Annotated in this window: 17 protein-coding genes and 1 pseudogene; 6 read left to right on the top strand and 12 right to left on the bottom strand. The window is 73.0% G+C overall.

The window, feature by feature from the left end:
- Positions 1 to 1,106 (top strand): annotated as a pseudogene (locus HOQ23_RS19580) (hypothetical protein); the annotation flags it as partial.
- A gap of 42 nt (positions 1,107 to 1,148) precedes the next feature.
- Here HOQ23_RS19580 and HOQ23_RS19575 read toward each other — a convergent pair.
- Both HOQ23_RS19575 and rfbB read right to left on the bottom strand, forming a co-directional pair.
- Positions 1,149 to 2,552, bottom strand: a complete 1,404-nt coding sequence (locus tag HOQ23_RS19575) for a sugar nucleotide-binding protein (RefSeq protein ID WP_172217123.1) — start codon at positions 2,550 to 2,552, stop codon at positions 1,149 to 1,151.
- A 2-nt stretch (positions 2,553 to 2,554) separates the two neighbouring features.
- Entirely contained in the window at positions 2,555 to 3,553 is a 999-nt protein-coding gene (gene rfbB / locus HOQ23_RS19570) for a dTDP-glucose 4,6-dehydratase (protein WP_172217121.1), read from the bottom strand.
- 49 nt (positions 3,554 to 3,602) lie between these two features.
- Between rfbB and rfbA the strand changes: the two genes are divergently transcribed.
- Entirely contained in the window at positions 3,603 to 4,472 is an 870-nt protein-coding gene (rfbA, locus tag HOQ23_RS19565) for a glucose-1-phosphate thymidylyltransferase RfbA (RefSeq protein ID WP_172217119.1), read from the top strand.
- A 28-nt stretch (positions 4,473 to 4,500) separates the two neighbouring features.
- On the opposite strand, the gene HOQ23_RS19560 is transcribed toward rfbA, so the two are convergent.
- On the bottom strand, positions 4,501 to 5,661 hold the full coding sequence (locus HOQ23_RS19560; RefSeq protein ID WP_367650591.1) for an alpha/beta hydrolase: 1,161 nt from the start codon (positions 5,659 to 5,661) through the stop codon (positions 4,501 to 4,503).
- A 93-nt stretch (positions 5,662 to 5,754) separates the two neighbouring features.
- On the opposite strand from HOQ23_RS19560, the gene HOQ23_RS19555 reads away from it, so the two are divergent.
- The 3 genes from HOQ23_RS19555 (at position 5,755) to HOQ23_RS19545 (ending at position 9,642) form a co-directional block, all read left to right on the top strand.
- Positions 5,755 to 7,905 carry an RNA degradosome polyphosphate kinase gene (locus HOQ23_RS19555; protein WP_172217117.1) on the top strand — a complete coding sequence of 717 codons (2,151 nt, stop codon included), beginning with the start codon at positions 5,755 to 5,757 and terminating at the stop codon, positions 7,903 to 7,905.
- 107 nt (positions 7,906 to 8,012) lie between these two features.
- The gene (locus HOQ23_RS19550) at positions 8,013 to 8,630 is read left to right on the top strand and encodes a DUF47 domain-containing protein (protein WP_367650590.1); all 618 of its coding nucleotides are present in this window, start codon (positions 8,013 to 8,015) and stop codon (positions 8,628 to 8,630) included.
- Positions 8,631 to 8,634: 4 nt separating this feature from the next.
- Entirely contained in the window at positions 8,635 to 9,642 is a 1,008-nt protein-coding gene (locus tag HOQ23_RS19545) for an inorganic phosphate transporter (protein ID WP_172217115.1), read from the top strand.
- Between the two features lie 161 nt (positions 9,643 to 9,803).
- Here the strand turns inward: HOQ23_RS19545 and HOQ23_RS19540 are convergent, their stop codons facing one another.
- From HOQ23_RS19540 to HOQ23_RS19515, 6 genes are all read right to left on the bottom strand, one after another.
- On the bottom strand, positions 9,804 to 10,709 hold the full coding sequence (locus HOQ23_RS19540; protein WP_172217113.1) for a hypothetical protein: 906 nt from the start codon (positions 10,707 to 10,709) through the stop codon (positions 9,804 to 9,806).
- Positions 10,710 to 11,083: 374 nt separating this feature from the next.
- Positions 11,084 to 11,863: a phosphate ABC transporter ATP-binding protein PstB gene (pstB, locus tag HOQ23_RS19535; RefSeq protein ID WP_172217111.1), complete on the bottom strand. Its 780-nt coding sequence runs from the start codon at positions 11,861 to 11,863 to the stop codon at positions 11,084 to 11,086.
- A gap of 28 nt (positions 11,864 to 11,891) precedes the next feature.
- Entirely contained in the window at positions 11,892 to 12,971 is a 1,080-nt protein-coding gene (gene pstA, locus HOQ23_RS19530; RefSeq protein WP_172217109.1) for a phosphate ABC transporter permease PstA, read from the bottom strand.
- Positions 12,972 to 12,977: 6 nt separating this feature from the next.
- Complete coding sequence (gene pstC / locus HOQ23_RS19525; RefSeq protein ID WP_367650589.1) at positions 12,978 to 13,919, bottom strand: phosphate ABC transporter permease subunit PstC; 942 nt, start codon at positions 13,917 to 13,919, stop codon at positions 12,978 to 12,980.
- 106 nt (positions 13,920 to 14,025) lie between these two features.
- Positions 14,026 to 15,138 (bottom strand): phosphate ABC transporter substrate-binding protein PstS, encoded by a 1,113-nt coding sequence (locus tag HOQ23_RS19520; protein ID WP_172217105.1) that lies wholly within the window; start codon positions 15,136 to 15,138, stop codon positions 14,026 to 14,028.
- A 174-nt stretch (positions 15,139 to 15,312) separates the two neighbouring features.
- Complete coding sequence (locus HOQ23_RS19515) at positions 15,313 to 16,182, bottom strand: NUDIX hydrolase (RefSeq protein WP_172217103.1); 870 nt, start codon at positions 16,180 to 16,182, stop codon at positions 15,313 to 15,315.
- A 50-nt stretch (positions 16,183 to 16,232) separates the two neighbouring features.
- On the opposite strand from HOQ23_RS19515, the gene HOQ23_RS19510 reads away from it, so the two are divergent.
- Positions 16,233 to 17,300 (top strand): hypothetical protein, encoded by a 1,068-nt coding sequence (locus HOQ23_RS19510; protein WP_172217101.1) that lies wholly within the window; start codon positions 16,233 to 16,235, stop codon positions 17,298 to 17,300.
- A gap of 112 nt (positions 17,301 to 17,412) precedes the next feature.
- Here HOQ23_RS19510 and HOQ23_RS19505 read toward each other — a convergent pair whose 3' ends face one another.
- From HOQ23_RS19505 to HOQ23_RS19495, 3 genes are read right to left on the bottom strand one after another with little or no spacing between them, the layout of a single operon-like run.
- Entirely contained in the window at positions 17,413 to 19,701 is a 2,289-nt protein-coding gene (locus HOQ23_RS19505; protein WP_172217099.1) for a cation-translocating P-type ATPase, read from the bottom strand.
- On the bottom strand, positions 19,646 to 20,611 hold the full coding sequence (locus tag HOQ23_RS19500) for a hypothetical protein (protein WP_172217097.1): 966 nt from the start codon (positions 20,609 to 20,611) through the stop codon (positions 19,646 to 19,648). The genes HOQ23_RS19505 and HOQ23_RS19500 overlap by 56 nt, the downstream gene beginning before the upstream one ends.
- Positions 20,608 to 20,814, bottom strand: a complete 207-nt coding sequence (locus HOQ23_RS19495) for a heavy-metal-associated domain-containing protein (RefSeq protein WP_172217095.1) — start codon at positions 20,812 to 20,814, stop codon at positions 20,608 to 20,610. Before HOQ23_RS19495 ends, HOQ23_RS19500 begins: the two co-directional genes overlap by 4 nt.
- Between the last annotated feature and the right edge of the window lie 19 nt (positions 20,815 to 20,833).

Raw genomic sequence — 20,833 nt, 5'->3', positions numbered from 1 at the left:
AGGCCGCCGCCACCGCCCAGGCCACGCTGGCCGGGCAGGCCGCGGCCGGCGAGAGCGCCGCCCACGTCGCCGCCGAGCAGGCCGCCGAGGCCGCCCGGCTCGCGCACGAGGCCCGGGTCGCCGCCGAGGAGGCCGCCCGCGCGCTGGCCGCCGAGCTCGAGGCCGCCCACGCCGCCCGGCTCGAGGCCGAGGAGGTCGCGACCGCGGCCGTCGTCGCCCGGGTCGCCGCCGAGCAGGACGCCGAGGCCCACGCCGAGCTCGCCGCCCGCGCCGCCGAGGCCCGCCAGCAGGCCGAGCAGCAGCTCGCCGAGCGGACCGAGGCCCTCGGCGTCGCGATGGCCGCCCGCGAGGAGGCCGAGCGCGACGCCGCCGAGCACGCCCGGCTGCGCGCCGAGATCGAGGACGCCGCCGAGCAGCGCGCCATCGACCGCCAGGCCGTGGAGTCCTCGGTGCGCCACCAGGCCGAGCTCGCACAGTTCGCCCTCGAGGACCGCATCGTCGCCGAGGAGCGCGCCGCCGCGCTGGCCGTCGAGCTGGCCGAGGCCCGCGAGCAGCTGCTCGGCGGGGCGCCGCGCGCCTCGGCCGCGCCGGGTGCCGGTGGCGCTGGTGCCGCTGGTGCCGCGCGCCCTGCTGGTGGCGTTGCTCCTGCCGCTGTCCCTGCCGCCGACGCCGCCGCCCCCGCGGAGAGGCCGGTGCGTTACCGGCGCCGCCGCGGTGCCGTCCTCGGCTGGCTGCTGGTGCTGCTCGCGCTCGCCGCTGCCGGCGCCACGGCGTACCTCGTCCAGGACGGCCGGGTCGCCAACGACGCCGCGGTGATCGGCGGCGTGCTCGCGGTGTTCCTGCTGCTGCTGGCCGTGCGGGTGCTGACCTCGCGCAGCTTCGTAAGGATCGGCAACGGCACCCTCGAGGTCCGCGCCGACGGCGAGCACCACCACATCGACCTGACCGACGCCCGCACCGGCGTCGAGGTCGCGGGCCTCCCCGGCGACCCGGGCTGGCAGGTCCGCGTGACCCGCCCGGCGATGCCGCCGCTCACCATCGGCGCGCGCCAGGTGGATGCGGCGGAGTTCACCGAGCTGCTGCGCCGGGTGCGGCCGGAGGCCTGACGAGCTACCCCGCCTACCCCGCCTACGCCGCCTACCCCCGTCTCACGGGGACTGTTCGCCGCAGTAACGCCCCAGCGCGCTCAGCTGGTCCTCCGGCTGGAAGCCGGTGGCGCGCAGGCGGGTGAGGTCGAGGGTGCTGTGGCGCGGGCGCGGCGCCATCGCCCGGCCCGCGGCGTACTCCTCGGTGCTCACCGGGGTCACGTCGTCGCCCGAGCGGCCGCTGAGCTCGAAGACCGCGCGCGCGATGCCGGCCCACGACAGCGGGTCGCCGGCGTTGCTGACGTGGTAGGTGCCGTACGCCGCGCGCTCGTCGAGCAGGTGCCGGGTGGCGCGCGCGAGCTCGTCGGTGAAGGTCAGCCGGCCGACCTGGTCGTCGACCACGCTGGGTGAGACGCCCCGCGCGGCCAGCGACTGCATCGTGCGCACGAAGTTGGCGCCGGCGCCGACCACCCACGAGGTGCGCAGCAGGTAGTGCCGCGGCGTGGTCGCGACCGCGACGTCGCCCGCGGCCTTGGTCTGCCCGTAGACGCCCAGCGGGCTGAGCGGCTCGTCCTCGGCGTGCACCTCGCGGGTGCCGTCGAAGACGTAGTCGGATGAGTAGTGCACCAGCGTCAGCCGGTGCTCGCTGGCCAGCCGGGCCAGCGCGGCAGGGGCCTGCGCGTTCGCGGCCCACGCCCCGGCCCGCCCCTCCGGCGTCTCGGCGTCGTCGACGGCGGTCCACGCGGCTGCGTTGAGCACCACGTCGTACTCGCCCCACGGCCAGGCCGCCAGCGCGTCCGGGTCGGTGAGGTCGAGCTCGTCGCGCCCCAGCGCGTGGCTGCCGGGGAACGCGGCGACCAGCGCCTGCCCGAGCTGGCCGCGCCCGCCGAGCACCAGGGTGCGCCGCGCCGCCATCGGGGCCACCGCGTCGAGGGCGGGGTTGGTGCGGTCCTTCTCGGAGACGTCGGCGTCGGCGAGCGGCACCGGCCACGGGATCGCGAGCGCGGGGTCGTCCAGCGCGACCGCGGGATAGGTGGTGCCGGGGCGCCAGTGCTCGTTGACCAGGTAGGAGTACGCCGTCGCGTCCTCCAGCGCCTGGTAGGAGTTGCCGACCCCGCGCGGCACGAACACCGACGTGCCGGGCCCGACCTCGAGGTGGACGCTCGCGCCGAAGCTGTCCCCCGCGCGCAGGTCCACCCACGCGCCGAAGACCCGCCCGGTCGCCACCGAGACCAGCTTGTCCCACGGCTCGGCGTGGATCCCGCGGGTGGCGCCGCGGCGGGCGTTGAAGGAGATGTTGTTCTGCACCGGCCCGAAGTCCGGGAGCCCCAGCGCGGTCATCTTCTCGCGCTGCCAGTTCTCCTTGAACCAGCCGCGCGAGTCGGCGTGCACCGGCATCCGGACCACGAGCAGGCCGGGGATCGCGGTCTCCTCGACAGTGAGGGCCTCGACGGGGTGCTCGCTCACCGTCACTGGCCCTTGGCGGCGTAGGCGCGCTCCACGTCGGCCTTGTGGGGCGCCCACCAGTCCTCGTGGGCGGCGTACCACTCGACGGTGGCGGCGAGGCCGGCCTCGAAGTCGGCGTAGGACGGGGCCCAGCCGAGCTCGGCGCGCAGCTTGGTGGAGTCGATCGCGTAGCGCAGGTCGTGCCCGGCGCGGTCGCCCACCAAGTCGAAGTCGTCCTCGGGGCGCCCCAGCAGCCGCAGGATCGTGCGCACCACCTCGAGGTTGTTGCGCTCCCCGTCCGCGCCGACCAGGTAGGTCTCCCCGACCCGGCCGCGGGTGAGGATGGTCCAGACCGCGGCGGAGTGGTCCTCGGCGTGGATCCAGTCGCGCACGTTGAGCCCCGCGCCGTACACCTTGGGCCGCCCGCCGGCGAGCACGTTGGTGATCTGGCGCGGGATGAACTTCTCCACGTGCTGCCAGGGGCCGTAGTTGTTGGAGCAGTTCGAGATCGTCGCCCGCACCCCGAAGCTGCGCACCCACGCCCGCACCAGGTGGTCCGAGCCGGCCTTGGAGGCGGAGTAGGGGCTCGAGGGGTTGTACGCCGTGGACTCGGTGAAGCGCTCCGGGTCGTCGAGCTCGAGGTCGCCGTACACCTCGTCGGTGGAGACGTGGTGCAGCCGCGTCCCGGCCTTGCGGACCGCCTCGAGGAGGGTGAAGGTGCCGATCAGGTTGGTGTGGATGAACGGCGAGGGGTCGGCCAGCGAGTTGTCGTTGTGCGACTCCGCGGCGAAGTGGACCACCGCGTCGTGCTCGGCCACGAGCGGCTCGACCACGCCCGGGTCGGCCACGTCGCCGACCACCAGCGAGACCCGGTCGGCCGGCAGCCCGGCGAGCGCCTCCCGGCTGGCGGCGTAGGTCAGCTTGTCGAGCACCGTCACCCGCGCGGCGGTCTGCGCGAGGAGGTGGTGCACGAAGTTGGAGCCGATGAACCCGGCGCCACCGGTCACGAGGATGCGGTCCATGCGCCCGATGCTAGGCACGGGCGGCGTGATCGTGCCTACAGTTCGCTGCATGCGCGGCATCATCCTCGCCGGCGGCACCGGCTCACGACTGCACCCCATCACGCTGGGCGTCAGCAAGCAGCTGCTGCCCGTCTACGACAAGCCGATGATCTACTACCCGCTCTCCACGCTGATGCTGGCGGGGATCCGCGAGATCCTGGTGATCACCACGCCCCACGAGGCCGAGCTGTTCCGGCGCCTGCTCGGCGACGGCTCGCAGTTCGGGATCGAGCTGTCCTGGGCGGTGCAGCCCAGCCCCGACGGGCTGGCGCAGGCGTTCCTGATCGGCGAGCAGCACATCGGCTCCGAGCCGGTCGGGATGGCGCTCGGCGACAACCTCTTCTACGGCGACGGCCTCGGCACCCGGCTGCGCCGCTTCCACGACGTCGACGGCGCGGTCGTCTTCGGCTACCGGGTCGCCGACCCCACGGCGTACGGCGTGGTGGAGTTCGACGACTCCGGGCTCGCGCTCTCCCTGGAGGAGAAGCCCGAGCACCCGCGCAGCAGCTATGCGGTGCCGGGGCTGTACTTCTACGACGCCGGCGTCGTCGAGCTGGCGCGCGACCTCACGCCGTCGGCGCGCGGCGAGCTGGAGATCACCGACCTCAACCGCCGCTACCTCGAGGAGGGGCGCCTGCACGTCGAGGTGCTCCCCCGCGGCGCCGCCTGGCTGGACACCGGCACCTTCGACGACCTCGCCAACGCCAGCGACTTCGTGCGCGCCATCGAGCACCGGCAGGGCCAGAAGATCGGCGCCCCCGAGGAGGTCGCCTGGCGGATGGGCTTCATCGACGACGCCCAGCTCGCCGAGCGGGCCGCCGCGCTGACCAAGAGCGGGTACGGCACCTACCTGACCCGGTTGCTGGACGAGGGTCGCTGAGGGTCTTCTGCCCCGCTCCGCCCAGCTCTCAGCGCAGCGCGTCCCGCAGCACCCCCGCGATCTCGCGGTGCGCGGCGCGGGCGGTGCGGCCGGCGCCGACGACGTTGAAGAAGCCGTGGATCTGGTCGGCGAAGCGGCGGGTGGAGACCGGCACGCCGGCATCGGTGAGGCGCGCGGCGTACGCCTCCCCCTCGTCGCGCAGCGGGTCGAAGCCGGCGGTGCAGACGTACGCCGGGGCCAGGCCGGACGGCAGGTCGGCGTGCAGCAGCGAGACCCGGGGGTCGGAGCGGGTCGCGGGGTCGGGGAGGTAGTTCACGGTCGCGAGGCCCATGAACTCCGCGCTCAGGAAGAACCCGGAGCCGTAGGTGCGCCGGCTCGCCATCGTCGCCTCGCCGTCGGCCATCGGGTAGACCAGCAGCTGGAAGGCCAGCGGCAGCCCCTCGCGAGCCGCGGCGATCGCCACCCCGGCGGCCAGGTTGCCGCCCGCGGAGTCCCCGCCGACCGCGATCCGCTCCAGGTCGACGTCCAGCCCGACGTCGGGGTCGGCGGCGTGCGCGACCACCCAGCGGTACGCCGCCACGCAGTCGTCGTACGCCGCGGGGAACGGCGCCTCGGGCGCGAGGCGGTAGTCCACCGCCAGCACCCGCACCCCGGAGTGCTCGGCCAGCAGCCGGCAGGCCGCGTCGTGGGACTCCAGGTCGCCGTAGATGAAGCCGCCGCCGTGGAAGAAGACCAGCAGCGGGCTCGAGCTGCCCGGCGTCCCCGGCTCCCAGCCCTGCCGGGTCAGCGACGGGTGCCCGGTCGGGGTGTAGAGCCGCGCGCCCAGCTCGCCGGCGTCCCCCAGCCGCAGGTCGCGTACGGCGCCGACGCCGGGCCGCCCGCCGGCCAGCCGGGACTGGCGCACGATGGCGCGGCGCCCGGCCGGGATCGGCAGCGACTCCGCGGGGGCCTCGCGCGCCACCCGCTGCAGGCGCAGCATCAGCTGGGTGTCGACCGCGAGGGTCTGCCCCTCGCTCACCACCGGCGGCCCGGCCAGCCGCCGCTGCACCCGCGCGGGCAGGTTCAGCGCGCCGGCGAAGACGGCCGCCTCCGCGCGGGCCAGCGCCGGGCGCAGCCCGCGGGGCCGCGCAGGTGTGGCGGCAGCGGCGGGCGGGACGGACGACGTACCAGCAGGCGTGTCACGGGTCACAGCCGCAACCTACCCACCGGTATCGAACCCGCGGGAGGGGGTCGGCCGCCTGATGGACACCCTGCGTTCAACCAGCGGTGCCACACTCGATCCATGTCCGCCGAGCTCTCGCCGACCGCGCCCGCCGACGCTCCACCGCAGGAGCCGTTCGACGTCGAGCCGCCCTACGAGCCCGACCACGAGGCGGTCGCGGCGGTCGAGATCTTCGACGACCGATTCCTGGACCGCGAGCTGAGCTGGCTGAAGTTCAACCAGCGGGTGCTCGAGCTCGCCGAGGACCCCTCGCTCCCGCTGCTGGAGCGGACCCGGTTCCTGGCCATCTTCACCAGCAACCTCGACGAGTTCTTCATGGTCCGCGTGGCCGGTCTCAAGCGACGCATCGCCGCCGGCCTCGCGGTGCGCTCCGCCTCCGGCATGATGCCGCGCGAGACCCTCGAGGCGATCTGGCAGACCGCCCGCGAGCTCTCGCTGCGCCAGGCGCGGGTCTTCCTCGAGGAGGTGGTCCCCCAGCTCGCCGCGGAGGGCATCCAGCTGGTGCGCTGGGACGACCTGGACCGCGAGGAGCAGCGCACCTGCAAGCGCCTGTTCAAGGACCGGATCTTCCCGGTGCTGACCCCGCTGGCCGTGGACCCCGCGCACCCGTTCCCCTACATCTCCGGGCTCTCGCTCAACCTCGCGGTGCTGATCCGCAACCCCAAGACCCGCAAGCAGCACTTCGCCCGGGTCAAGGTGCCGCCGATCTTCGCCCGCTTCGTGCCACTGGGCAACCAGCGCTTCGTGCCGCTCGAGGACGTCATCCGCGAGCACCTCAAGCGCCTCTTCCCCGGCATGGACGTGCTGGAGGTGCACACCTTCCGCGTCACCCGCAACGAGGACCTCGAGGTCGAGGAGGACGACGCCGAGAACCTGCTCGCCGCACTGGAGAAGGAGCTGCTGCGCCGCCGCTTCGGCCCGCCGGTGCGCCTCGAGGTCGAGGAGAGCATCTCCCCCTCGGTGCTCGCCCTGCTGGTCTCCGAGCTCGGCGTCTCCGAGCAGGAGGTGGTCCGGCTGCCCGGGCCGCTGGACCTGCGCGGCCTGCACGGCATCGCCGACCTCGAGCGTGAGGAGCTGAAGTACCCCGCGTTCGTGCCCACCACCCACCCCTACCTCGCCGAGGTCGAGTCGGCCGCGCCCGTCGACGTGTTCAAGGCGCTGCGGCGCCGCGACGTACTGCTGCACCACCCGTACGACTCGTTCGCGACCTCGGTGCAGCGCTTCCTCGAGCAGGCCGCCGCGGACCCGCACGTGCTGGCGATCAAGCAGACCCTCTACCGCACCTCCGGCGACTCCCCGATCATCGACGCCCTCGTCGACGCCGCGGAGGCCGGCAAGCAGGTGCTGGTGATCGTGGAGATCAAGGCCCGCTTCGACGAGGAGGCCAACATCCGCTGGGCGCGCCAGCTGGAGCAGGCCGGCTGCCACGTCGTCTACGGCCTGGTCGGGCTCAAGACCCACTGCAAGCTGGCGATGGTGGTGCGCGAGGAGCCCGACGGGATCCGCCGCTACACCCACATCGGCACCGGCAACTACAACCCGAAGACCTCCCGCACCTACGAGGACCTCGGCCTGCTCACCACCGACGAGACGATCGGCGAGGACGTCGCGCACCTGTTCAACAACCTGTCCGGATGGTCGCGCAACGCGTCGTACGAGGAGCTGCTGGTCGCCCCCGACAGCGTGCGCGTCGGCCTGATCGAGCAGATCCACCGCGAGATCGCCCACCACCGCGACGGGCGGCCCGCGCGGATCCGGTTCAAGGCCAACTCGGTGGTCGACGAGGCGATCATCGACGCCCTCTACCTCGCCTCCCAGGCGGGCGTGCCGGTGCAGCTGCTGGTGCGCGGCATCTGCGCGCTGCGCCCCGGCGTACCGGGCCTCTCGGAGAACATCGAGGTCCGCTCCGTGCTCGGCCGGTTCCTCGAGCACAGCCGGATCTTCGCCTTCGCCAACGGCGGCGAGCCGGTGGCCTGGATCGGCTCGGCCGACATGATGCACCGCAACCTGGACCGGCGCGTGGAGGTGCTGGTGCGCCTGCCCCAGGCCGACGCCGTCGCGAGCGCCGAGGAGGTCTTCGACCTGGCCTTCGCCCCCGACGCCTCGGTGTGGGAGCTCGGCCCGGACGGGGAGTGGACCCACCATGCCGGGCGCAGCCACCTGCAGGAGACGCTGATCACGCGACGCCGCGCACGCCGTACGGCTGGATGAGAACAGGCGGGCCCACGTCCCTTCCACCCGGGGGGTCTGGTTTGCCACGGTGGACGGACGACCCCCTAGCATGAGTTCGTTCTTCTCCGCCTCCTCAGGAGTATCCCGTGGGTTTGCGATTCCGCCCCGTCGACAATGCGTTCTACGACCTCTTCACCGAGTCGGCCACCCACCTCGTCACCGGAGCCGATCTGCTCGCGCAGATGCTCTCGGCCGGCGAGGAGCGCGAGGCGGTGGCGCAGAAGATGCGTGACGCCGAGCACGCTGCCGACGAGACCACGCACTCGCTGTTCAAGAAGGTCAACAGCACCTTCGTGACGCCGTTCGACCGCGAGGACATCTACTCGCTCGGCTCGGCCCTCGACGACGTGATGGACCTGATGGAGGAGGTCGTCGACATGATCCTCCTCTACGAGGTGCACGAGCTCCCGCCGCGCGTCTCCGAGCAGGTCGACGTCCTCCAGCGGTGCGCCGAGCTCACCGCCCAGGCGATGCCGAAGCTGACCGACCCGGGGTCCCTGTCGGACTACTGGATCGAGATCAACCGGCTCGAGAACACCGGCGACAAGAACCACCGCCGGATCCTGGCCCACCTGTTCAGCGGCGAGTACAAGACCATCGACGTGCTCAAGCTCAAGGACATCATCGAGTCCCTCGAGGAAGCGATCGACGCCTTCGAGAAGGTCGCCAACACGGTGGAGCAGATCGCCGTCAAGGAGTCCTGAGCGCGTGTCCGCAACCCTCGCGCTGGTCATCGCGGTCGTCGTCGTCGCACTCGTCTTCGACTACACCAACGGGTTCCACGACGCCGCCAACGCGATCGCCACGTCCGTATCGACGCGCGCCCTGACCCCTCGGGTCGCGCTCGGCATGGCCGCCGTCATGAACTTCGTCGGCGCCTTCCTCGGTCAAGAGATCGCCAACACCGTCGCCGGAGTCATCTCCGTCGCCGAGAACTCACACGGCCTGGTCATCGTGATGGCCGGTCTGCTCGGTGCCATCACCTGGAACCTGGTGACCTGGTACTTCGGGCTCCCCTCCTCCTCCTCGCACGCGCTGATCGGTGGCCTCGTCGGCGCCGCGCTCGCGTCCGGGTCGGTCGTGAAGTGGAGCTCGATCGTCGACAAGGTCCTGCTCCCGATGATCGCCTCGCCGATCGTCGGCTTCGCGGCCGCCTTCGCGTTCATGCTCGGCATCATGTGGGTCTTCCGGCGCCGCAACCCGCACCGCACGCAGCGCGGGTTCCGCATCGCCCAGACCGTCTCCGCCGCCGCCATGGCGCTCGGCCACGGCCTGCAGGACGCCCAGAAGACGATGGGCGTCATCTTCCTGGCGCTGCTCACCGGTGGCTACGCCAGCGCCGACGACAGCCTGCCGCTGTGGGTCATCCTCGCCGCCGCTGCCGCCATCTCGGCCGGCACGTGGGCCGGTGGCTGGCGGATCATGCGCACCCTCGGGCGCCGCATCATCCACCTCGACCCGGCCCGGGGCTTCGCCTCCGAGACGGTCGCCGCGGGTGTCCTCTACACGACCGCGTTCGTCTTCGAGGCCCCCATCTCCACCACCCACACGATCACCTCCGCGGTCATGGGCGCCGGCGCCACCAAGCGCTTCTCCGCCGTCCGCTGGGGCGTCGCCCGCTCCATCGTCGCCGCCTGGGTCCTCACCTTCCCGATGGCCGGCGCCGTCGCCGCAGTCCTCTACTGGGTCTGCAAGTACGTCTTCCAGCTGCCGTGAGGCGCTTCACCGCTTGAGACCAGGGCCGTCGGGTGATCCGGCGGTCCTGGTTTCTTGTGGGGGGTGTCTGCCGACCCCCGGCGCCGATAGTCCGCCACACAGGTGTCGTCGAATCACGATTTCACGACATCTGTGTGGCGGACTACCGGACTTGAGGCGGCCTACCGCTCAGCAACGCGGTGGCGCAGCAGACGCTCCCGGTCCCAGTCGGAGAGCGCGCGACGCTGGGCGACCGTCTCGGTCGGGATCCACCACCGGGGTTGGGCCAGGGTCCATCGGCAATCGGCCGTGGGTCGGCGCGACGCGCGCTCGTACGCCGCGCGCAGGCGGGCCACGAACGCGCCCGGGTCCGCGAGATCGGCGCCCACCATCGTCACCGGCTCCAGCCCGTGGGCGCGGAACCGCTCCTCGCGCGTCAGGTCACTGGCCCGCCGCGCGCTGGAGAGATGGACCTTCCCGTCGTACTCCCCCACGACGCCGAGCCCCGCATCGATGAGGTCCGGGGTCCCGAGGTGCCGCCCGTCGGTGTCGAAGACCGGCCGGTTGCACAGGGGGCGCGGCATGCCGCCGGAGCCGGTCCACACCAGGCGCATCGCCGACTCGGTGGGAGCCCAGGAGTTCTCGCTGGCGAGGATCAGCGCAGCCCGGAGCTGGGGAACCCCGGTCCACGTGCGCAGCCGCCACTGGGCGTAGACGCGGCACTCCTCCAGTGAGACCAGGTCGGAGTACGCCGCCATGTCCAGGGCCAACACCGCGGTCGCGACGTCCGGGGCGTGCCGCGCCTCGAAGCAGACCGACCGCACGGCGGTGGTGACCGGGAGCCCGTCGACCCGGTCGAGGTCGCGCGGGTCGATCCCCTCCTTGCAGACCAGCCGGCCGGGGCGCGGTCGCAGGTTGCCCAGGATCGCGAGCGGCACCGGCCGCCCGTCGCTGCCGTCGAACCACCGGGCTCCCATCCAGCACAGCGCCGCCCACCCGGTCACCGCCCCGTGGCCCGTCAACTCCGCAGCCGCCTCCACGATCCGCTGCCCGACCCGGGTGCCGTCGACCTCGGCGGGCACGTACATCCCGGCCGATGTACGCCGCCAGCGCGGCCCGCGCGCCTGCCCGGGTGTGGGACCGGCCCGCCCGGTGGGGTCGATCGGAACCGGGGCCACCACGCCGGGGTGGCCCGGATGAACACCGGGACCTGCTCGCTCGAGTCGCCGCACCCGGCGAGCCTGCGACCGGCCGGCACCCTCACGGGCGCCCTGCCCACAGCCTCCCCCGGCGTACGACCGGGAAGGGGGCCTGGGGACGGTTGGTGGCCCGATCCGTCCGCTGGGGCTCTTGGTTGCCCGAAAAACGATAGTCCGCCACACCAGTGTCGTGAATCGACGAAAACACGACAGTGGTGTGGCGGACTATCGGACCTGGGCGAGCGACAACCCCCACAAGACCCTCACCCGAACCGCCCCGAGATGTACGCCTCGGTCGACTCGTTGTCCGGGTTGGTGAACATCTTCTTGGTGGGGTTGAACTCCACCAGGTGGCCGGGCTGGCCGGCGCCCTTGAGGTTGAAGAAGCCGGTGTCGTCGGAGACCCGGGCGGCCTGCTGCATGTTGTGGGTGACGATCACGATCGTGTAGTCGGACTTGAGCTCGTGGATCAGGTCCTCGATCGCGGAGGTGGAGATCGGGTCGAGGGCGGAGCAGGGCTCGTCCATGAGCAGGATCTGCGGCTCGACGGCGATGGCGCGGGCGATGCACAGGCGCTGCTGCTGGCCGCCGGAGAGCCCCATGCCGGGCTTGGCGAGGCGGTCCTTGACCTCGTTCCACAGGTTGGCGCCGCGCAGCGAGCGCTCGACGATGTCGTCGGCCTCGGACTTCTTCATCCGCTTGGAGTTCAGCTTGTTGCCGGCCAGGACGTTGTCGTAGATCGACATCGTCGGGAACGGGTTGGGCCGCTGGAAGACCATCCCGATCTGGCGGCGCACGGCGACGGGGTCGACGCCGGGGTCGTAGAGCGACTGCCCGTCGACCACCACCTTGCCCTCGACGCGGGCGCCGGGGATCACCTCGTGCATGCGGTTCAGCGAGCGCAGGAAGGTCGACTTGCCGCAGCCGGACGGGCCGATGAACGCGGTCACCGCCTGCGCCCGGATCGTCATGTTGACGCCCTGCACGGCGAGGAAGTCCCCGTAGTAGATGTTCAGGTCCGAGACGTCGATGCTCTTGGCCATCAGTTGGTTCCTTGTTCGTGTGGGGGTGTCAGCGGCCGGACTTGGGCGCGAACAGCGCGCCGATCCCGCGGGCGAGCAGGTTGAGCAGCATCACGATCGCGACGAGCACGAGCGCGGCGCCCCAGGCGCGGTCGAGCTGCTCGAGGTTGTACTTGCCGCCGGTCGTGACCGAGCTGTAGATGAAGACCGGCAGGGTCGCCATCCGGCCGTCGAAGGGGTTCAGGTTCAGCGTGGTGGTGCTGCCGACGATGATCAGCAGCGGCGCGGTCTCGCCGGCGACGCGCGCGATCGCCAGCGTCACGCCGGTGGCGATGCCACCCAGCGCCGTGGGCAGCACGACCTTGACGATGGTGCGCCACTTCGGCACCCCCAGCGCGTACGACGCCTCGCGCAGCTCGTCGGGCACCAGCTTGAGCATCTCCTCGGTGGAGCGCACCACGGTCGGCACCATCAGCACCGAGAGCGCGACCGCGCCGCCGATGCCGAAGCGCACGCCGGGCCCGAAGATCATCGTGAACAGCGCGAAGGCGAACAGGCCGGCCACGATCGAGGGGATGCCGGTCATCACGTCGACCAGGAAGGTGATCATCCGGGCCAGCCGGTTCTTCCCGCCGTACTCGACCAGGTAGACCGCGGCCAGCACGCCGATCGGCACCGAGATGATCGCGGCCATCGCGGTGATGATCAGCGTGCCCATCAGGGCGTGGTAGATGCCGCCGCCCTCGCCGAGCACGCCGCGCATGTCATAGGTGAAGAACTGCGCGGAGAGCACGCCGTGCCCGCGGCTGATCACCTCGTAGACCAGGCTGACCAGCGGCACCATCGCGAGCGCGAAGACCGACCAGGCGACGGTGGTGACCAACCGGTCGGTGGCCTTGCGGCTGCCCTCGACGGCCGAGGACCAGGCGGGCAGGCCGAGCACGAGTAGGACCCAGCCGAGCAGCACGATCGCGATCGGGCCCCAGCCGAGCAGCAGCCCGGCCAGCGTGGAGAGGCCGAAGCAGATCGCCGCCGCCAGCGCCGGGGCGTACGACGGCAGCTGCGGCGCCCGCAGCGGGAGCGAGGAGCGCCCGGTGTCCGTGGGGGTGAGGGTGTCGGTTCCGGTCATGGCGGATCAGCCCTTCACCTGGCCACGGGCGGCGACCCAGCGACCGAGGAAGTTGACGATGAACGAGACGACGAACAGCACCAGGCCGCTGAAGATCAGCACGTTGACCTTCGTGCCGGAGGCGTTGCCGAAGTTGAGCGCGATGTTGGCCGCGATCGTGGAGGGGTTCTGCGAGGAGATCAGGTTGACCGTGACCGCGCCGCTCACCGAGAGCACCATCGCGACGGCCATCGTCTCGCCGAGCGCGCGCCCGAGGCCGAGCATGATCCCGGAGATGATGCCGGAGCGGGCGTAGGGGAAGACCGTCATCCGCACCATCTCCCAGCGGGTCGCGCCGAGCGCGAGCGCGGCCTCCTCGTGGGTGCGCGGGGTCTGCAGGAACACCTCGCGGCAGATCGCGGTGATGATCGGCAGCGCCATCACCGCGAGCACCACGGCGGCGGTGAAGATCGTGCGACCGGTGGTCGCCGGGCCCTCGAAGAAGGGCAGGAAGCCAAGGTGGTCGGCCAGCCACTGGTACGCCGGGAACAGCGTCGGCGCCAGCACCTGGATGCCCCACAGGCCGAACACCACCGACGGCACGGCGGCCAGCAGGTCGACCAGGTAGCCGAGCGTCCGGGCGATCCGGCGCGGCGCGTAGTGCGAGATCACCAGCGCGAGGCCGATCGCCAGCGGGGCCGCGATCAGGATCGCGAGCAGGGCGGCGAGGAGGGTGCCGTACAGCAGCGGCCAGACGTAGAGGGTCAGGCTCTCCTTGCCGTAGAGCTGCTCCTCGTTGGCGCCCAGGGCCGGGGCCCCCTCCACGATCAGGAAGATCGCGACGCCAGCGAGCGCAAGGACGATGAGGAGACCCGCGCCGCGGGCCAGGCCCGCGAACACGGCGTCACCGCGCCGCGAGGGCTGCGCGGAGGCCGTCCTCGTGGGGGTGCGCGTGGGGGTGGTCGACACCTGGTGCCCTTCTTCTTCTGTGGTGCTGGAGTGACTCATGTGTTTCACGCACCCGAGGGTCCGCGCCCGTTTCGGGCCCGGACCCTCGAGTGAGGACGCCTGTCGATCAGCCGACCGTGATGCCGTCGACGATCGCGGTGACCTCGTTGCGCAGGCTGTCGGTGAGCGGCGCGGAGCCGGCCTCCTCGGATCCCTGCTGCTGGCCCTGGTCGCTGAGGACGTACTCGAGGTAGCCCTTGGTCAGCTCGCCGGCCTCGGCCTCGTCACCCTCGTAGGTGTCGCAGGCGAGCAGGTAGGAGACCAGCACGATCGGGTAGGTGCCCGCCTCGCTGGTCTCGTGGTCGAGCTCGAAGACGATCGAGCTGTCCGCCCGGCCCTCGACGCGCGGGGAGACCTCGAGGATCTGGGCGGCGGCCTCGGCGGTCGGGCCGACGAAGTCCTCGCCGACGCCGATCTTCGCCTCGCTGAGGCCCTGGGCCTGGCTGGCGTCGGCGTAGCCGATGGAGTTGGTGCCCTCCTTGACCGCGGACACGACGCCGGAGGTGCCCTGGGCGCCCTCGCCGCCGTACTCCTCGGGCCAGACCTCGAGGGGGCCCTCGGTCCACACCTTGGGCGCGACCGCGTCTAGGTAGTCGGTGAAGTTCTCGGTGGTGCCGGACTCGTCGGAGCGGTGCACGGCGTTGATCGGCGCGCTCGGCAGGTCGGCGTCGGGGTTGTCGGCGACGATCGCCTTGTCGTCCCAGCGGGTGATCTTGCCGGCGAAGATGCCCGCGAGGACCTCCGGGGAGAGGTTGAGGTCGTCGACGCCCTCGACGTTGTGGATCACCGCGATGGGCGAGACGTAGTTCGGGATCTCGATCGGCGCGGTCCCGCCGCAGCGCTCGGTGGCGGCGCTGAGCTCGCCCTCGTCGTCGGTGAGGTAGGCGTCGGTGCCGGCGAACGGGAACGCGCCGGAGATGAAGTTCTCGCGACCCCCGCCGGAGCCGATGGGGTCGTAGGTGACGGTCACGTCGGGGTGCTCCCCGGAGAAGCCCGCCATCCAGGCGGCCTGGGCGGCCTCCTGGGAGGAAGCGCCGCCGCCGGCGAGGTTGCCGGCCAGGTCGGAGGACGAGGTGCCGCTGGCACCGGCGTCGTCGTTCGCCGCCGAGCACCCGGTGAGGGCGATCGCCAGAGCAGCAACACCGGGGACGAACGCCCGGCGCAAGGAAGTGCGGTTCACTTCGTGACTCCTGATTTCTCGACTGATGACATCAGTGACGCTAGGCAGTCGAGGTGTCCGGATCCCGGGTCGTTGGTGAACGACCGGTGAACGACTACCGGCGGCTCGGTCACACCGGGTCTCCCGGGGCCTCCCGGGGCCTCCCGGGGCCGGTCGAACCGTCCGGCGCAGCCCTCAGGGGTGCTGCTCGGTGGCCACGACCCGCCCTTGGCGCAGGTGCACCACGAGCATCGCGCCCTTCGCCAGGCCGGGGTCGGGCACGTCGAGGGCCTCGCAGACCAGCGGGAGCACCGGGCGGTGCGTGCACAGCACCCCGCCCACGCGGCGCTCCGCGATGGTGGTCGCGAGGTCCGTCACGGCCCGCGCGACGGCGGGCCCGGTGGCGTCGGCCTCGCCGAGGTCGTCGACCGCCCACGGGCTGATGCCCAGCGACGCGGCGTACGGCGCGACCGTGTCGACGCAACGGGTCGCGCTGGAGCTGATCACCTCGCGCACGTCGTACGCCGCGAGCAGCGGGACCAGCGCCTGGGCCTGCTGCTCGCCGGTCGAGGTGAGCGGGCGCGCGGCGTCGTCGCCGTGCCAGGACTTGCGGGCGCGGGCCTCGGCGTGGCGCAGCACCACGAACGCGTCGGTGCGGCGCCGCGCCCCGCGGGCCTCGCGCAGGGTGTCGCGGTCGAAGGGGTAGGTCAGCCGCTCGGCGGCCTCGTCGAGGTCGACCCAGGCCAGGTCGTCGATCTCGTCGTTGCGCTGGTAGCCGCTCACGTCGTCGTCCCCGACCACCCGGCCGCACCAGTAGTCCACGACCTTCGTGCGCCCGCCGGAGATCTCGTAGCGCTGCCGGGCCAGCGGTACGCCGAGGCGCACCCGCAGGCCGGTCTCCTCCTCGACCTCGCGGACCGCGGCGACGGTGCGGTGCTCGCCGGGGTCGAGCTTGCCCTTGGGGAAGGACCAGTCGTCGTAGCGGGCGCGGTGCACCAGCAGCACCTGTCGCTGGGGGCGGAAGACCACGACGCCGGCCGAGAACACCTCGTGAGGCTGCACCATGCCTCAAGTGTGGGCCCGCAGCGGTCGGACGGGGTCGCTAGGGTCACCCCGTGCGCAGGCGACGGGTCGTGGTCGGGGTCGCCGCCGTGCTGGTGGTGGCGCTGCTCGCGGTCGCCGCCGTGGTCGGCGTGGGCTGGTGGCGCGACTCCCGGCGCACCGACCTGGCCCGGGCGCTGGACCTCGCCGCGCCGGCCGAGCGCTACTCCTTCACCGACTGGGCCGGCGTACGCCGCGCGCTCGACGTCCCCGACGACGCGGGCACCGACGCGCGGACGCTGCGCCGGATGCTCGACGACGGCTACGACGCCGACCTGACCTCCGCCTCCGCGCTCGAGGGGTCCGCGGAGCTGCTGCGGGCGCGCTACGGCTGGTCGCCCGCGGACCTGGACTGGGAGCTGCTCGCGCAGGCCGAGGACGGGGTCCTGGTGGTCGCCGCGCTCGGCGAGGACACCGACGTCGACGACCTGGCCGACCGGCTCGCCGGGCTCGGCTACGAGCGCCCGGGCGAGGACGACGGCGTGTGGCGCGGCGGCGAGGAGCTGGTCGCCCGGATCTCCGCGCAGAGCGGCCTGACCGGAAGCCCGGTGCTCCAGTACGTCGCGCTCGACGCCGACGCCGGGGTGGTCCGCACCAGCGACAGCGCGGCGTACCTCGAGGCGGTGCTGGCCGGCGACCTCGGCGCCCCCGAGGAGGTCGACGACGTCGTCGGCGCGGCCGGCGACGCGCTCTCCGCGGCCGTCTACACCGGGCGCCACGCCTGCACCGCGCTGGCGATGAGCCAGGCCGACGAGATCGACCAGGCCAGCGCCGAGCAGCTGGTGGAGCAGGCCGGCGGGGTCAGCCCGGTGCGGGCCTACGCGATGGCGGTGCGCCCCGCGCGCGACCTGGTGGTGGCGATGTCCTTCGAGGACGGCGAGCGCGCCCGCCGCAACGCCGACGCCCGCGCGGTGCTCGCGGCCGGCCCCGCGCCCGGCCAGGGCGGCGCGTTCACCGACCGCTTCGAGCTCGGCGACGTGAGCGCCGACGACGGCCTGGTCCGCCTCGACCTCGACCCGGTCGACGGCGCCTCGGTCTTCTCCGACCTCAGCACCGGCCCCGTCCTCTTCGCCACCTGCTGAAGACGGGCGGTCCGGGCGCGGTCCGGATAGTCCGCCACACCACTGTCGAGAAATCGCCGTTCGACGACAGTGGTGTGGCGGACTATCACCCCGAGGGGGCGAGCACACCCACCTAGCGGAAGCCGCGCAGCCGCAGGCTGTTGGAGACCACGAACACCGAGGAGAGCGCCATCGCGGCGCCGGCGAGCATCGGGTTGAGCAGGCCTGCGGCGGCCAGGGGCAGGGCGGCGACGTTGTAGCCGAACGCCCAGAACAGGTTGCCCCGGATGGTCCCCAGCGTGCGCCGGGCCAGGCGTACCGCGTCGGCCGCGACCCGCAGGTCGCCGCGCACCAGGGTCAGGTCGCTGGCCTCGATCGCGATGTCGGTGCCGGTGCCCATGGCGATGCCGAGGTCGGCCTGGGCCAGCGCGGCGGCGTCGTTGACGCCGTCGCCGACCATCGCCACGACCCGGCCCTCGTCCTGGAGCCGGCGCACGACGTCGGCCTTGTCGGCCGGCAGCACGTCGGCGATCACCTCCTCGATCCCGACGGCGGCGGCCACGGTGCGGGCGCTGAGCTCGTTGTCGCCGGTCAGCAGGATCGGGTGCAGGCCCAGGCGGCGCAGGTCGGCGACCGCCTCGGCGGAGGTGTCCTTGACGGTGTCGGAGACGACCAGCACCCCGCGGGCGCGGCCCTCCCACCCGATGACCACCGGGGTGTGGCCGGCGGCGCGCGCGTCGCCCAGGGCGGCGGCCAGCGCGTCGGGCACGGCGAGCCCGCGCTCGGCGAGCAGTGCCGGGCGCCCGACGACGACCTCGCGGCCCTCGACGATGCCGCTCACCCCGAGCCCGGGCACGTTGGCGAAGCCCTCGACCTCGGGCAGCGGCCCCTCGGCCCCGGCGACCACCGCGCGGGCGATCGGGTGCTCGGAGCCGGCCTCCAGCGCGGCGGCGCTACGGCGTACCTCGTCCTCCCCGGCGCCGTCGGCGATCACCTCGACCAGCGACATGACGCCGGTGGTGACGGTGCCGGTCTTGTCGAGCACGACCGTGTCGACCTGGCGGGTGGACTCCAGCACCTCGGGGCCACGGATCAGGATGCCGAGCTGCGCGCCGCGACCGGTGCCGACCAGCAGCGCGGTCGGCGTGGCCAGCCCGAGCGCGCAGGGGCAGGCGATGATCAGCACCGAGACGGCGGCGGTGAACGCCGCGGAGGTCTCTACGCCGGTGCCGAGCCAGAAGCCCAGGGTGGCGACGGCCAGCGCGATCACCACCGGCACGAAGACCCCGGAGACCCGGTCGGCCAGCCGCTGGACCGAGGCTTTGCCGGCCTGGGCCTCCTCGACCAGCCGGGCCATCTGGGCCAGCTGGGTGTCCGCGCCGACGCGGGTGGCGCGCACCACCAGGCGCCCGCCGACGTTGACGCACCCGCCGACGACGTCGTCGCCGGGACCGACCTCGACCGGCACCGGCTCGCCGGTGAGCATCGAGGCGTCGACGGCCGAGGTGCCGGACTCCACGACCCCGTCGGTCGCCAGCTTCTCGCCGGGGCGTACGACGAACCGGGTGCCGACGCTCAGCTCCGCGGCCGGCACCCGCACCTCGGTCTCCGCGCCCGGGGCTCCGCGGAGCACCGCGACGTCCTTGGCGCCGAGGTCGAGCAGGGCCCGCAGCGCGGCGCCCGCGCGGCGCTTGGACCGCTTCTCGAACCAGCGCCCGGCGAGCAGGAAGGTGGTCACCCCGGTGGCGGCCTCGAGGTAGATGTTGCCCATCCCGTCGGTGCGCTCGACGGTGATCCGGAACGGGTGGGTCATGCCGATCTCGCCGGCACTCCCCCACAGCAGCGCGACCACCGACCAGCCGAAGGCGGCGATCACGCCGACCGAGACCAGGGTGTCCATCGTGGTGGCGCCGTGGCGCAGGTTGGTCCAGGCCGCGCGGTGGAAGGGCCACGCGCCCCACACCGCGACCGGCGCGGCGAGGGTCAGCGAGACCCACTGCCAGCCGTCGAACTGCCAGGCCGGCACCATCGCCATCGCGACGACCGGCACCGTCAGCAGCGCCGAGACCACGAGGCGCTGGCGCAGCGCGGCCAGCTCGCGGTCGGCCGGGTCCTCGCCCGCGCCCTCCTCGGCGGCGGGCTCGACCTGCGGCACGGTCGCGGAGTAGCCGGCGGCCTCGACGGTCGAGAGCAGCACGTCGGTGCCGACCGAGGCAGGGTGCGTGACCTTGGCCTTCTCGGTGGCGTAGTTGACCGTCGCGGTGACCCCGTCGAGCTTGTTGAGCTTGCGCTCGATCCGGTTCGCGCACGAGGCGCAGGTCATGCCGGTGATCGCCAGCTCGGTGTCCGTGGGCGCGGCTCCCGGCTCAGTGGCCGTGGTCGGACTGGTGATCCGGCCCGTCGTGGGGCTGCTGGGACCCATCGGGTCCTCCCTCCTCGCCGACGGTCACGGTGAGGACCGCGGTGCGTACGACGTCGGCGTGCTTGAAGTCCAGGAAGAGGCGGTAGCGGCCCGCGCTCGGGAAGGTCGTGTGGAAGGTGATGTCCGGCCCGGCGGCGCCGGCGCCGTCCTTGGCAGGGTGCGCGTGCAGGTAGCCCAGGTCGCCGTCGCGCAGCACCACCAGGTGCCCGTGCGCGCCGAGGTAGGGCTGCAGGTCGCGCACCGGCTCGCCGTCGCGGGACACGGTGAGCTCGAGCGGGGTCTCGGCCCCGACCTCGGGCGTCCCGTGCAGGGTCACCTCGTAGCCGTCGACCTCGGCGGTGCGCGCGTCCGGGCCGAGCCGCTCGGGCTCGTCGGCGCCGCCGACCAGCAGGTCCGCGCCGAGCACCAGCGGGTCGCCCCCGGCCGGGGTGAAGTCGGCGAGCACCCGCCAGGCGCCGGCGCTCAGGTCCACCGGCACCGTCCAGGTGCCGTCGGCGCGCAGCCGGGGGTGGACGTGCTGGAAGCCGGTCAGGTCGCGCCGCACCACGATCAGGTGCAGGTCGCGCTCGTGCGCCTCGTCGTACGCCGTCACCGGCTCGCCGTCGGCGTCGCTCACCGTGAAGGCGAGCCGCTGGCGACCGGACCGGGTGACCGGGTCGACGAGCTCCAGGGTGTGGCCGCCGGCGCTCACCGCGAGCCCGGCGACCTCGGCCTCGGCGCCGGCCTGCGACGAGCCGGCCCGGTCGTCCTTGGCTTCGTGGTCGTCGTGGCCGGCGGCGTCCACCGCATGGCCGTGCCCGTCGGGCTCCTCGGTCTCCCACGGCCCGACCGCCGTACCGACGCCCAGCGCCAGCGCGAACACCGCCGCGAGCGCGGCGACGAACGCGCCGATGCGGACCGGGGTGCTCATGTGAGCGCGTAGCCGGCTTCCTCGACCGCCGCGGCCACCGCGGCAGGGTCGAGGGGCGCGTCGCTGGTGACGACGACCGCGCCGGTCTCGTGGTGGGCCTCGACGGAGGTGACGCCGGGGATCTCGGAGATCTCCTCGCGCACGGAGGCCTCGCAGTGACCGCAGGTCATGCCGCTCACGGTCCAGGTGGTGGTCTCGCTCATCGGGTGCTCCTCGCTCAGG

It is taken from the genome of Nocardioides sp. zg-DK7169, from assembly GCF_013155365.1.
Classification (GTDB): domain Bacteria; phylum Actinomycetota; class Actinomycetes; order Propionibacteriales; family Nocardioidaceae; genus Nocardioides.
Note: the sequence above shows the minus strand (reverse complement) of the source record. Positions and strands in the feature narration are given on the sequence as shown.